The 12580-nt window shown below is 73.9% G+C and carries 12 protein-coding genes; 3 read left to right on the top strand and 9 right to left on the bottom strand.

Annotated features, from left to right (window positions below; translation table 11 throughout):
* Positions 1-15 precede the first annotated feature (15 nt).
* The 8 genes from ABZY13_RS20320 to ABZY13_RS20355 all read right to left on the bottom strand — a co-directional run bounded on the left by ABZY13_RS20320 (position 16) and on the right by ABZY13_RS20355 (position 8155).
* The gene (locus ABZY13_RS20320; RefSeq protein ID WP_356632604.1) at positions 16-726 is read right to left on the bottom strand and encodes a phosphoadenylyl-sulfate reductase; all 711 of its coding nucleotides are present in this window, start codon (positions 724-726) and stop codon (positions 16-18) included.
* On the bottom strand, positions 723-902 hold the full coding sequence (locus ABZY13_RS20325; protein ID WP_356632606.1) for a hypothetical protein: 180 nt from the start codon (positions 900-902) through the stop codon (positions 723-725). The genes ABZY13_RS20320 and ABZY13_RS20325 overlap by 4 nt, the downstream gene beginning before the upstream one ends.
* Positions 899-2596 carry a nitrite/sulfite reductase gene (locus ABZY13_RS20330; protein ID WP_356632608.1) on the bottom strand — a complete coding sequence of 566 codons (1698 nt, stop codon included), beginning with the start codon at positions 2594-2596 and terminating at the stop codon, positions 899-901. Before ABZY13_RS20330 ends, ABZY13_RS20325 begins: the two co-directional genes overlap by 4 nt.
* Before the next feature lie 150 nt (positions 2597-2746).
* Complete coding sequence (locus ABZY13_RS20335) at positions 2747-2830, bottom strand: putative leader peptide (protein WP_310739661.1); 84 nt, start codon at positions 2828-2830, stop codon at positions 2747-2749.
* Between the two features lie 127 nt (positions 2831-2957).
* Complete coding sequence (locus ABZY13_RS20340) at positions 2958-3530, bottom strand: GNAT family N-acetyltransferase (RefSeq protein ID WP_356632610.1); 573 nt, start codon at positions 3528-3530, stop codon at positions 2958-2960.
* A gap of 17 nt (positions 3531-3547) precedes the next feature.
* Positions 3548-4738, bottom strand: a complete 1191-nt coding sequence (locus tag ABZY13_RS20345) for a hypothetical protein (RefSeq protein ID WP_356632612.1) — start codon at positions 4736-4738, stop codon at positions 3548-3550.
* Between the two features lie 201 nt (positions 4739-4939).
* Positions 4940-6226 carry a GAF domain-containing protein gene (locus ABZY13_RS20350; protein WP_356632614.1) on the bottom strand — a complete coding sequence of 429 codons (1287 nt, stop codon included), beginning with the start codon at positions 6224-6226 and terminating at the stop codon, positions 4940-4942.
* 291 nt (positions 6227-6517) lie between these two features.
* Complete coding sequence (locus ABZY13_RS20355; protein ID WP_356632616.1) at positions 6518-8155, bottom strand: acyl-CoA dehydrogenase family protein; 1638 nt, start codon at positions 8153-8155, stop codon at positions 6518-6520.
* A gap of 122 nt (positions 8156-8277) precedes the next feature.
* Here ABZY13_RS20355 and ABZY13_RS20360 point away from each other — a divergent pair, with 122 nt between their 5' ends.
* Positions 8278-9432, top strand: coding sequence for a YihY/virulence factor BrkB family protein (locus tag ABZY13_RS20360; RefSeq protein ID WP_356632618.1), 1155 nt, complete (start codon positions 8278-8280; stop codon positions 9430-9432).
* On the opposite strand, the gene ABZY13_RS20365 is transcribed toward ABZY13_RS20360, so the two are convergent.
* Positions 9380-10294, bottom strand: a complete 915-nt coding sequence (locus ABZY13_RS20365) for an NmrA family transcriptional regulator (RefSeq protein WP_356632620.1) — start codon at positions 10292-10294, stop codon at positions 9380-9382. The two genes, ABZY13_RS20360 and ABZY13_RS20365, sit on opposite strands and share 53 nt — an antisense overlap.
* Positions 10295-10375: 81 nt before the next feature.
* Here ABZY13_RS20365 and ABZY13_RS20370 point away from each other — a divergent pair, with 81 nt between their 5' ends.
* Positions 10376-11338, top strand: coding sequence for an AraC family transcriptional regulator (locus tag ABZY13_RS20370; RefSeq protein ID WP_356632622.1), 963 nt, complete (start codon positions 10376-10378; stop codon positions 11336-11338).
* 264 nt (positions 11339-11602) lie between these two features.
* Positions 11603-12502 carry an NAD-dependent protein deacetylase gene (locus ABZY13_RS20375; protein ID WP_356632624.1) on the top strand — a complete coding sequence of 300 codons (900 nt, stop codon included), beginning with the start codon at positions 11603-11605 and terminating at the stop codon, positions 12500-12502.
* Positions 12503-12580 lie beyond the last annotated feature (78 nt).

Below are 12580 nucleotides of genomic sequence, written 5' to 3' on the forward strand. Positions count from 1 at the left end.
CAGCCTCGGCGGCCGTCATCCGTGCAGCCCGCACTCGGTCTTGCCCCGCCCCGCCCAGCGGCCGGCGCGGGCGTCCTCGCCCTCCAGGACCCGGCGGGTGCAGGGGGCGCAGCCGATGGAGGCGTAGCCGTCCATGAGCAGCGGGTTGGTGAGCACGCCGTGCTCGGTGACGTAGGCGTCCACGTCGTCCTGGGTCCAGCGGGCGATCGGGGAGATCTTCACCTTCTGCCGCTTCTCGTCCCAGGCGACGACCGGGGTGTTGGCCCGGGTCGGGGACTCGTCGCGGCGCAGCCCCGTCGCCCAGGCGTCGAAGCGGGCGAGGCCCTGCTCCAGCGGCTTGACCTTGCGCAGGAAGCAGCACAGGTCGGGGTCGCGGTCGTGCAGCTTGGGCCCGTACTCGGCGTCCTGCTCGGCGACCGTCTGCGCGGGGGTGAGGGTGATGACGTTGACGTCCATCACGGCCTCGACCGCGTCGCGGGTGCCGATGGTCTCCTCGAAGTGGTAGCCCGTGTCGAGGAACACCACGTCGACGCCCTTCATCACCCGGGAGGCGAGATGGGCGACGACGGCGTCCTCCATCGAGGAGGTGACGCAGAAGCGCCGGCCGAAGGTGTCGGCCGCCCACTGGAGGATCTCCAGCGCGGAGGCGTCCTCCAGGTCGCGTCCCGCCCGCTCGGCGAGCGCCTTGAGGTCGGCGCCGGTGTGCCGGTCCTGAACCGTCGTCATGTCTCGTCCCCTCCCGTGGTGTCGTGCCGGGGCCCGCGGGCCAGCAGTCCGAGGAACTTCAGGCGGAAGGCGCGGCTGCACGCCCCGCATTCCCAGGAGCCCGGGCCCTCCTCGCTCGGCCGCAGGTCCTCGTCGCCGCAGTAGGGGCAGTAGAAGGGCGCGGCGCGTTCGCTCATGACAGGGCCTCCTCGGAGGCGCGGGCCACCCAGGCGGCGAAACGTTCGCCCTCCTCACGCTCGGCCCGGTAGCGCTTGAGGACCCGTTCCACGTAGTCGGGCAGTTCCTCGGAGGTGACCTTCAGACCGCGCACCTTGCGGCCGAAGCCGGCCTCCAGGCCGAGTGCGCCGCCCAGGTGCACCTGGTAGCCCTCGACCTGTTCGCCGCGGTCGTCCAGGACCAGCTGACCCTTGAGACCGATGTCCGCCACCTGGATACGGGCGCAGGCGTTGGGGCAGCCGTTGAGGTTGATGGTGATGGGCTCGTCGAAGTCCGGGATGCGGCGCTCCAGCTCGTCGATCAGCGCGGAGCCGCGTGCCTTGGTCTCGACGATGGCGAGCTTGCAGTACTCGATGCCGGTGCAGGCCATGGTGCCGCGCCGGAACGGGGAGGGGCTGACCGTGAGGTCCAGCGCTTCCAGGCCCTCGACCAGGGAGTCGACCCGCGACTCCTCGACGTCGAGGACGATCATCTTCTGCTCGACGGTGGTGCGCACCCGGCCCGAGCCGTGCGCCTCGGCCAGCTCGGCGATCTTCGTGAGGGTGGCGCCGTCGACGCGGCCGACGCGCGGGGCGAAGCCGACGTAGAAGCGGCCGTCCTGCTGACGGTGCACGCCGACATGGTCCCGCCAGCGCTCGACGGGCTGGGCGGGCGCGGGGCCGTCGACGAGCCCCCGCCCCAGGTACTCGTCCTCCAGCACCTGGCGGAACTTCTCCGGGCCCCAGTCGGCGACCAGGAACTTCAGCCGGGCGCGGTTGCGCAGCCGGCGGTAGCCGTAGTCGCGGAAGATGGAGATGACGCCCTCGTAGACGTCCGGGACCTCGGCCAGCGGGACCCAGGCGCCGAGCCGGACGCCGATCTTGGGGTTGGTGGACAGACCGCCGCCGACCCACAGGTCGAAGCCGGGACCGTGCTCGGGGTGGACCACGCCGACGAAGGCGACGTCGTTGATCTCGTGCGCCACGTCCAGCAGCGGGGAGCCGGAGATCGCGGACTTGAACTTGCGGGGCAGGTTGGAGAACGCCTTGTTGCCGATGACCCGGCGGTGGATCTCCTCGATGGCCGGGGTGCCGTCGATGATCTCGTCCTCGGCGATGCCCGCGACCGGCGAACCGATGATCACACGGGGTGTGTCGCCGCATGCCTCGGTGGTGGACAGGCCGACCGCCTCCAGGCGGTTCCAGATCTCGGGCACGTCCTCGATCCGGATCCAGTGGTACTGGACGTTCTGCCGGTCCGTGATGTCGGCGGTGCCGCGCGCGAACTCCTGGGAGATCTCGCCGATCACCCGCAGCTGCTCGGTGGTGAGCCGGCCGCCGTCGATGCGGACGCGCAGCATGAAGTACTCGTCGTCCAGCTCCTCCGGCTCCAGCACGGCCGTCTTGCCGCCGTCGATGCCGGGCTTGCGCTGGGTGTACAGGCCCCACCAGCGCATCCGCCCGCGCAGGTCGTTGGGGTCGATGGAGTGGAAACCGCGCTTGGAGTAGATCGTCTCAATGCGTGTCCGCACATTGAGACCGTCGTCGTCCTTCTTGAACTGTTCGTTGCCGTTGAGGGGGGTGAAGTGACCCACGGCCCACTGGCCCTCGCCGCGGTGACGGCTCACCTTGCGGCGGGGAGTCGCGGCGGCAGGGTTCTGCGGGTTGGCGGCCATGGTTTCTACGTCCTTCGGGACAGGCGGGAATGCGGCTCTGACCAGCGCATACGGGCGCATGGAGGCATACGTGCGCGTCATTGCGCAGGGAGGCTGTACGCGGGTTACGGCGATGCGGGCCCGTGGCTCAGAGCCACCGATGGGCGCAGCTCAGCTCGCCGGACAGATGGCGCTGGACATGCGGCCGAGGTCGACGTGCCGCCGACTCACCAAGGCAATTCCAGTTCCAGGCATGACGGCAGCGTGTCACGCCGATCTGAACACAGTCCAGCTTCGTCCGCGATGCGGACACCCTTGTCCCACATGGCGGGACAAGGGTGGTGTCGGTCACATGGCGTGAACGCCGTCTTGTCGTAGCAGGTCAGACGGGGTAGGCGCCCGGCCACGGGCCCGGCGTCGGCGCGTCCGTCTCCTCCTCGACCTTGGTGTCGAACAGGGTGAAGCCCCGGCGCCGGTAGTTCGCCAGCGCGTGCTCGCCGTCCTTGGTGCAGGTGTGCAGCCAGACCCGCTTGGTCGGCGTCAGCCCGGGCCACCGCTCGGCGAGGTCCCAGGCGCGCGCGGTCCCGTACGACAGCAGGTGCCCGCCGATGCGCCGGCCGCGGAAGGCCGGAATCAGGCCGAAGTAGACGATCTCCACCGCGCCCTCGTCCTGCGCCTCCAGCTCCACGTAGCCCGCGGGCGTGCCCCGGTCGTACGCCACCCAGGTCTCCACACCCGGCCGCTCCAGGTACTCCCGCCACCGCGCGTACGTCCAGCCCAGCCGGTCGGTCCAGCGGATGTCGCCGCCGACCGAGGCGTAGAGGTAGCGGCTCAGCTCCGGGGAGGGCACCTCGGCGCGCACGATCCGCACGTCGCCCTCGGGTGCGGCGGCCGGCAGCAGGTCGCTCGGCGCGGTCTGCTCCAGGGACCAGGTGGTCACGGGAATGTTGGTCATACCGGTCAGAGAATCATCTATCCCAGCGACCTGTCGATCCTGGCCAGCGGCAGAGAGAACAGCATCCGCCCCGACTGGGACCAGACCTCGCCCGTCTCGGCCCAGTACGACAGCGGCTGCGCGGGGCCGCTCCAGCACAGATACGTCTCGTCGGTCCCGCAGCGCGCCGCCCGCGCCCCCTCGGCGTCCTGCCGCCACAGCGTGCCGTTGCCGTCGTGCCCGTCGGCCGCGCGCGCCAGGTACCAGTCGGACCCGCGCGCGAGCACGCCCCGCACCCCGGCCGCCCGGGTCTCGTACGCATCCCTCGGGCTGGTGCTCAGCAGCCCGGCGCCCGAGGCGCCCTCGCGCAGGGAGTAGCGCCACAGCCGGGTGGGGCGGTCGCTGCCGGCCGGCACGGACTCGCTGGCGACCAGGGTGTCCGGCGTGGTGCTGCGGTCCAGGGACAGGCTGCCGATCCGGGCGTCCCCGCCGAGCCGGTACGTGGCGACGGCGGACAGCACGAACCGGTCGCCGCGCGCCGCGCCCACTCCGGTGCGCTCGATCCGGTCCAGGTCGTAGACGTGCAGCGCCTCACCGTCGCCACCGGTGACCAGCAGCTTGTCCTGGTACCAGACCATGCCGGACAGCCGTGACTCGAGCGGCCGGTACGCCCGCCCCTGTGCCGTCGGCACGACCAGCGGCACCAGCGTGTAGGCGAGCCTGCCCGGGGTGCCCGCGTCGACGAAGGCGACCCGGGCCGCGCCCTCGGCGTCGCTCCAGCCGGAGAGGATCACGCGGTCGGCGCCCCAGCGGCCGTCGTCGTCGGCGTCCCCCGAGGTGGTGACCGCGCCGGGCAGCCAGCCCTCGGTGTCGGCCTCGCCCCAGCACCAGGCGCGAGCGGCGGCGGGCTCGACGGGCAGCGCGGCGCGCTCGGCGCCGGTGCACTCCCCGTCGTTGCGCAGGGTGCGGTCGGCTTCCGCGAGGACGGCGCCGACGCCGACGGGCGCCACCGGCCGGGGGGCGGACCGCAGGGACGCCGGACGCAGTTCCAGCGCGCGCGTCTCGGCGGGCGAGGTCAGCGGCTGCAGGGCGCCGGGGTCGGTGCCGTTCGTGGCCTGGGAGGCGCTGATCAGGGTGGCCGCCGCGGTGAGCGCGAGCGCGGTCCCGGCCAGGGTCGCGCGCAGGGCCCGGCCGCGCCTGCGCCGACGGTGTCTGCCGCGATGCTTCATGACCTCGTCCTCCCGGTGCGGGCCAACTGCGCCCGACGGTTCGAGTGTTGAACCGAGGAACAGGTGGGGCGGCCCGTAGGGCGATGCTACGGCAGACGTATACGGTCGCGGACGCGGACTGCGCAAATATGCCGAAGACTCCGGCCCGTACCCGTACGCCCCATACGCGCGCCCCTGCGCGCTCCCCGTACGATCACCCGGTCATACCGGCGCGGCGGTCCGGGCCCTGCGCACCGCGGGGGCCGTCGAGTGGGGCAGCAGCTCCCGAGGGTCCGCCGGAAGGACGACCGCGATGTCGACGGCGTCGCAGAAACGATACGGCCGGTGTTCCAGGAACCCCCCGAGATACCGCCGCACCCGCGAGATCTCGGCCCGCACCGTCACCGTACGGGCCGGGTCGCCGAACATGTCGGCGGCGAGCTGCGCGGCGGTGCGGCCCTCGCGGTGCTCGGCGAGCAGGAACAGCAGCTCGCTGTGGCGCGGGCTCATCTCGTGGGTCCAGGAACCCGCGCTGCCCGAGACCGTCACCGAACAGCGGCGCGGCTGCGCGAGGTCCAGCACGATCCGGGTGGAACCGCCCGGCAGCGGCTCGTCCGTCGGCCGCACCAGCCACCCCTCGGCCAGCGGCTCCACCGCGCACACCCCCAGCCCGGGCACCCATCGCCGCCCCGGCGTCAGCGACTTGGGCATCGCCACCCGGTCGGTGTACGGCATCCCCGTCACCGCCGCCGTCCAGCCGTCCCGGTCCACCGCCAGCGCCCGCCCCGCCAGCCGGGCCAGCGCCGGGGCGGCCACCGCGCGCAGCCGCTCCAACGACGCCAGGTGCCGCTCCCGCAGCCGCGCCTCGGCGAGCTTGGCCACCGAGTCCACCCAGGCCAGCGTGGCCGGATGCACCGTCTCCAGCGGGCCGCTGACGTCGACCACGCCGAGCAGCCGACCGTCGCGCGGGTCCGTGATGGGCGCCCCGGCGCAGGTCCACGAGGCGTGCGCGCGCAGGAAGTGCTCGCCGGCGAAGACCTGCACGGGCCGGCGCAGCACCGCCGCCGTCCCCACCCCGTTGGTCCCGACGACGCTCTCCCGCCAGTCGGCGCCGAGCATGAACCCGAGCCCGTCCGCCTGCCGCAGCACCGCCGAACTGCCCTCGCGCCACAGCACCCTGCCGTCCGCGTCGGCCACGACCATGATGTGGTGCGCGGCGTCCGCGACCGAGACCAGCCCCTCCCTGAGCACCGGCAGCACATGCCGCAGCGGCGACTCCTCGCGCCGCCGCCGCACCTCGTCCGGCGTCAGCAGTCTCGACCGCGCCCCGCGCTCGGGGTCGACCCCGCCGCGCAGCATCCGGTCCCAGGACTGCTCGATCACCGGGCGCGGACCCGGCCGTGAGCGTCGTCCGGCGAGGGCGGCGTCGCGCATCTCCCGGACCATGCGCGCCGCCCGCGTGGCGTCGACGGCGGCGAGCTGCGACACGTCCAGCGGCGTCTGCGGCACAAGGTCCTCCCGGGATCGGCCAGTTGTGCGACCGGCTGTCAAGGCCGGGGGGCGTCTCATTCCGGTCGCTTCCCCATTGGTTGTCCCATACTGCCGCCCGTCCGTCACGGAGGGACACAGTCCGGTCACCGAGACCGGAAAGTTGCAACCCCCTGCAACCCTGGTGAACAGCCGTACGTTGTTTGAAGATTGACCGGCGTCGCCCGTGCGGCGCTCGTGGCCTCAACGGGCCAGTGGTGGCAGGGGTGGTGCCGTGTCGGCGCAGCACCACCCCTGTCGGCGTGCTCCCGGTCAGCCGGCGACCGGCCGCGCCCGCTCCACCACCGACGCCAGGTCCAGGGTGTGCGGCAGCGTCCCGAACGCCGCGCCCCAGTCGCCGCCCAGCCGCGAGGCGCAGAACGCGTCGGCCACCTCGGCGGGCGCGAACCGCACCAGCAGCGAGCCCTGCAGCACCGTCGCCAGCCGCTCGACCAGCCGCCGCGCGCGGGCCTCCACGCCCTCCAGATCGGCCAGTTCGGTCAGCAGCCCCTTGATCGCCGCGTCCAGCCGGTGGTCGGCGCCCCGAGCCAGGCCGACCTCGCGCAGGTAGGCGTCCAGCGCCTGCGGCTCCCGCCCCAGCGCCCGCAGCACGTCCAGCGCCTGGACGTTGCCCGCGCCCTCCCACACCGAGTTCAGCGGCGACTCGCGCACCAGCCGGGGCAGCCCCGACTCCTCCACGTAGCCGTTGCCGCCCAGGCACTCGGCGGCCTCCACCACCACGGGCGCGCACCGCTTGGTCACCCAGTACTTCGCGGCCGGCACCGCGAGGCGCAGGAAGGCCCGCTCCTGCTCGCTCCCGTCGTCGTAGGCGGCGGCCAGCCGCAGCGCCAGTGTCGTCGCCGCCTCCGACTCCAGCGCGAGATCGGCCAGAACGTTGCGCATCAGCGGCTTGTCGATCAGCTTCCCGCCGAACGCCGAGCGGTGCTCGCAGTGGTGCACGGCCTGCGCGACCGCCTGCCGCATCAGCCCCGCCGAGCCCAACGCGCAGTCCAGCCGGGTGGCCGCGACCATCTCGATGATGGTCCGCACCCCGCGCCCCTCCTCGCCGACCCGGCGCGCCCAGGTGCCGTCGAACTCGACCTCGGCGGAGGCGTTCGACCGGTTGCCGAGCTTGTCCTTGAGCCGCTGGATCAGGAACACGTTCCGCGTGCCGTCCGGCAGCACCCGCGGCACCAGGAAGCAGGTGAGCCCCTCCGGGGCCTGCGCCAGCACCAGGAAGCCGTCGGACATCGGCGCCGAGCAGAACCACTTGTGCCCGGTCAGCTCGTACGTCCCGGCCTCGGCGAGCGGCCGGGCGACGGTCGTGCCGGCCCGCACGTCGCTGCCGCCCTGCTTCTCCGTCATCCCCATCCCGAACAGCACGCCGGCCTTGGCGGGCGCCGGCCGCAGATCACGGTCGTAGATCATCGACGTCAGCCGCGGCTCCCACTCGGCCGCGAGGTCCGGGTCCGCGCGCAGGGCGGGCACCGCCGCGTGGGTCATCGACAGCGGGCAGCCGTTGCCGGCCTCGACCTGCGTCCACACCAGGAACCCGGCCGCCCGCCGCACATGACCGCCGGGCCGCCCCCAGGCCGCGGTCAGCCCGGCCGACACGCCCTTGCCCAGCAGCCGGTGCCACGCCGGGTGGAACTCCACCTCGTCGATCCGGTTGCCGTAGCGGTCGTGGGTGCGCAGGACCGGAGGGTTGGCGTTGGCCAGGGCGCCCCACTCCTGCACCTGCGCCGAGCCCGAGGTCCGCCCCAGGGCGCCCAGCTCGCTCATCGCCTCGTCCAGCAGGGCCGGATCCAGATGCCGTTCGACGGCGGCCACGAGGGCACGGTCGGCGCCGAAGACGTCGTAGCCGACCAGTGGCGGGGCCTGATTGGTCACCGTGTGGGTGCTGCGTGCCATGTCTGCGAACCTACCCCCACGGACGGGCGAAAGGCACCGGGCCCCCGCCCGCGGGCCCGGTCACCCGGACAACCGGAGTGACCAGGGTGAGCGCGGGCCCGCGCGGCGGATACCGTTGCCTCGTGCAGCCAGCAAGTCATCTCCCCGCGGGCCCCCCGGGCCGTCTCCACCGGGCACGTGCCCTCTATCGGAACGTCTCCAAGCGACGCACCGCCTGGCTGCTGCTGAAGGACACCGTCAACTCCTGCATCGAGTACCGCATCCTCGGCCTCGCCGCCGAGGCCGCGTTCTTCACCCTGCTGTCCGTGCCGCCGCTGCTGCTCAGCCTTATCGGCCTGCTCGGTTACGTCGACGACCTGACCGGCACCGACACCATCTCCAGCCTGGAGGCCAACCTCCTGGAGGCGTCCCGCACGGTCCTGTCCGAGAAGGGCGTGCGGCAGATAGCGCAGCCGATCCTCGACGACGTGATGAACGGCGGCCGGCCCGACGTCGTCTCCATAGGGTTCCTGTTCGCCCTGTGGTCGGGCTCCCGCGCGGTGAACGTCTTCATCGACACCATCACCGTCATGTACGGCCTCGACGGCGTCCGCGGCATCGTCAAGACCCGGCTGGTGGCGTTCGCCCTGTTCATCGTGGCCCTGCTGATCGGCTCGGTCGCGCTGCCGCTGATGGTGGCCGGACCCGACGCCGTGGTGCGGGTCGTGCCCTGGTCCACGACGGTCGTGCAGGTCCTGTACTGGCCCGTGGTGATCGTCCTGTCGATCGTCTTCCTCACCACGCTCTACCACGTGTCGGTACCGGTCCGCTCGCCCTGGGTGGAGGACGTCCCGGGCGCCCTGGTCGCGCTCGCCATGTGGGTGCTCGGCAGCTTCCTGCTGCGCATCTACCTGGCGAACACCATCGAGGGCGCCACCATCTACGGCTCGCTCGCCGCCGCCGTCGCCGTACTGCTGTGGATCGGCGTGTCCGCCTTCGCCGTGCTGGTCGGCGCGGCCGTCAACGCCGCCATCGACCGGGTCTGGCCGGCCGCCGCCACCGCCGCCGCCCGCGCCGCCAACGAGCGGATCCGCCAGGCCCAGGTCGCCGAGTACGTCGCCCGCGCCGCCGCCCTGCGCGAGGGCGACCCGGACCCCGACGACCCCGACATGCCGTCGGAGTTCCCCGAGCGCTGGTCCCGCTTCCTGCCCCCGGAGGACGTCACGTCCCGGCTGCGCGCCCAGGTCAAGAACCCGCCGCAGAAGACGAACGGGGAGTCCCGGCCGCCGCAGGAGTAGCCCACACGCCCGCCGCGGCGGCCTCGGCGGCGAACGCGGCGAAGTCCCGGGGCGCGCGGCCCAGCACCCGCTCCACCCCGTCCGACAGCCGCTCGTTGCGCCCGTCGAGCAGCGTCGCGAACACGTCCACGAGCAGCTCCACCTCCCGCGGCGGCACCCCGAACCCGGCCAGCCGCTCCCCGTACTCCCGCACCGGAACCGGCACGTACGACAGCTCCCGCCCCGCCGCCGCACCGATCTCCGCCACCGCCTCACCGAACGTCAGCAGCCGCGGCCCCGACACCTCCAGCACCCGCCCCGCATACCGTCCGCCCCCTGCCAGCACCCCGACGACCACGTCCGCGACGTCCGCCAGATCCACGAACGGCTCCCGCACCGCACCCCCGGGAAAGGCCAGCTCCCCACCCAGCCGCAACCCCTCCACCAGCGGTCCCTCGCTGAAGTTCTGCGCGAACCACGCCGCCCGTACGACCGTCCACTCGGCGCCGGACCCGCGCAGCGCCTCCTCGGCCGGCAGCGCCTGGTCCTCCCCGCGCGCCGACAGCAGCACCAGCCGCCGTACCCCCAGCGCGACCGCCTCCCGCGCGAGCAGCCCCACGCCCTCGGCCGCCGCCGGGGAGCCGACGTCCCCGGGGTGGACCAGATACGCGGCGTCCGCGCCGCGCAGCGTGCCCGCCCAGGTGGACCGGTCCGCCCAGTCGAAGCCCGTCGTCCGCGACGCCGGCCGCACCGTCATCCCCGCCGCCCGCGCGGCCCGCGCCACCCGGCTCCCGCTGCGACCGGACGCCCCGGTCACCACCACCGTCATGCCCGCCACACCCGTCGTTCCCCTTGTGTCCCGCTCACCCGTCGTGTTCCTCATGACGCCCAGTCAATCGCCGCCCCGTCCACCGGCCCATGCCCGAGCGGCTCACCCGCATACGCGCGCGTCTACGCTTCTGCCATGGACGCTCTCGCAGGCCTGCTGGCGGGCCCCCGCGCGCGGGGCGCCTTCCTGATCCGGGCGTGTCTGGAACCGCCGTGGGCCGTGCGCGTCGAGGACCGCGCCCCGCTGTCGGTGATGCTGATGGTGCGCGGTGACGCCTGGCTCCTCCCGGACACCGCGGAGCCCGTACGACTGCGCCCCGGCGACGTCGCCATCGCGCGCGGCCCAGACCCCTACACCTGCGCCGACGACCCCGCCACCGCCCCCCAGGCCCTGATCCTGCCGGGCGACGAGTGCCGCTACCCCGACGGGACGTCCCTGCGTGGCTCCATGGACCTCGGCGTGCGCACCTGGGGCGACCGGCTCGACGGCTCCGCGGTCATGCTGATCGGCTCCTACCTGTGGCCCGGCGAGATCGGAGCCCCGCTGCTGGAGGCCCTTCCGCCGCTGCTGAGCCTGACCGCGGACGCCTGGCGCTGCCCGCTGACCCCCGTCCTCATGGAGGAGATCACCCGTGACGAACCCGGCCAGGAGGTGGTCCTGGACCGGCTGCTCGACCTGCTGGTCATCGCCGCGCTGCGTGCCTGGTTCGCGCGCCCCGAGGCGGCGGCGCCCGCCTGGTACCGGGCGCTGTCCGACCCGATCGTGGGCCGCGCCCTGCGCCTGCTCCAGGACGACCCCGCCCGCCCCTGGACCGTGGCGTCCCTCGCCGCCGGGACCGGCGTCTCCCGGGCCGCGCTCGCCCGCCGCTTCACCGACCTGGTCGGCGAACCCCCGATGACCCACCTCACCGCCTGGCGCCTCGCCCTGGCCGCGGACCGGCTGCGCGACACCGGCGACACCCTGGAGGCCATCGCCCGCCGCGTCGGCTACAGCAGCGCCTTCGCCCTGTCGACCGCGTTCAAACGGCGGTACGGCGTGAGCCCCCAGGAGCACCGGACGCGGGCGGCGCACCCGACGGCGGGGGCGGTGGCCGAGTAGGGGCCTCACCGGGCTCGACCGGGCGTCGCCGGGCCTTGCCGGGCTTCACCGGGCAGCCTCGCCCGGTCTCCGTGGCGTCGGCTCCGAGGACCACGCACGCGGGAGGCCCGCCCGGCAGCGGGGCCGGTGCCCGAGCAGGGGGACCGGCTCCGCCGCCGTGGTGCCGCCCTCAAGACCACCCGCCCGCCGACAGCGCGCCCGGCACCGGGGCGAGCCGGTGGGGAGCGGGGCCCTCGCCGGGCCGCGGTTCCGTACGCTGGCGGCATGCGCATGCGCCCCACCCTGAGCTGGACCCCCGACGAGGACCTGCCGCCGGCCACCACGGACCTGGAGCCGGTCGCCGACGCGCTGCGCGCCGGCCGTGTGCTGGTGCTCAGCGGGGCCGGCATCTCCACGGAGTCGGGCATCCCCGACTACCGGGGGGAGGGCGGAAGCCTGAGCCGGCACACTCCGATGACCTACCAGGACTTCGTCGCCGACGCCGGCGCCCGCCGCCGCTACTGGGCGCGCAGCCATCTGGGCTGGCGCACCTTCGGCCGCGCCCGCCCCAACGCCGGGCACCTGGCCGTGGCCGCGTTCGAGCGGCACGGCCTGCTGTCGGGGCTGATCACCCAGAACGTCGACGGACTGCACCAGGCCGCCGGCAGCGAGAACGTCGTGGAACTCCACGGGAACCTCGGCCGGGTCGTCTGTTTGTCCTGTGGCGCCCCCGGCCCGCGCGCCGAACTGGCCCGGCGGCTGCAGGAGGCCAACGCGGGCTTCGCGCCGGTGGCCGCGGGCATCAACCCGGACGGCGACGCCGAACTCACCGACGCGCAGGTGGTGGACTTCCGCGTCGTGCCCTGCGCGGTCTGCGGCGGCGTCCTCAAGCCGGACGTGGTGTTCTTCGGCGAGAACGTCCCGCCCCAGCGGGTCGAGCACTGCCGCTCCCTGGTCCGCGAGGCGGCCTCCGTGCTGGTCCTCGGCTCCTCGCTGACGGTGATGTCCGGTCTGCGCTTCGTCCGCCAGGCGGCCGAGGCCGGCAAGCCGGTCCTGATCGTCAATCGCGACCCGACCCGCGGCGACCGGCACGCCCGCACCCGCGTCGCCCTCCCGCTCGGAGAGGCCCTCACCGCCGTGGCCGGCCGGCTGGACATCCCCGTGGACGGGCAGGCGGCGGCCTGACGGCTCGACGGCCCCGTGGGACGGCCGGGGCGGAGCCGGTCGCAACCCCCCGGCCGCCCCACGGGACCGCGCCGGACC

It is taken from the genome of Streptomyces sp. NPDC006610 (assembly GCF_040611575.1).
Taxonomy (GTDB): Bacteria; Actinomycetota; Actinomycetes; order Streptomycetales; family Streptomycetaceae; genus Streptomyces.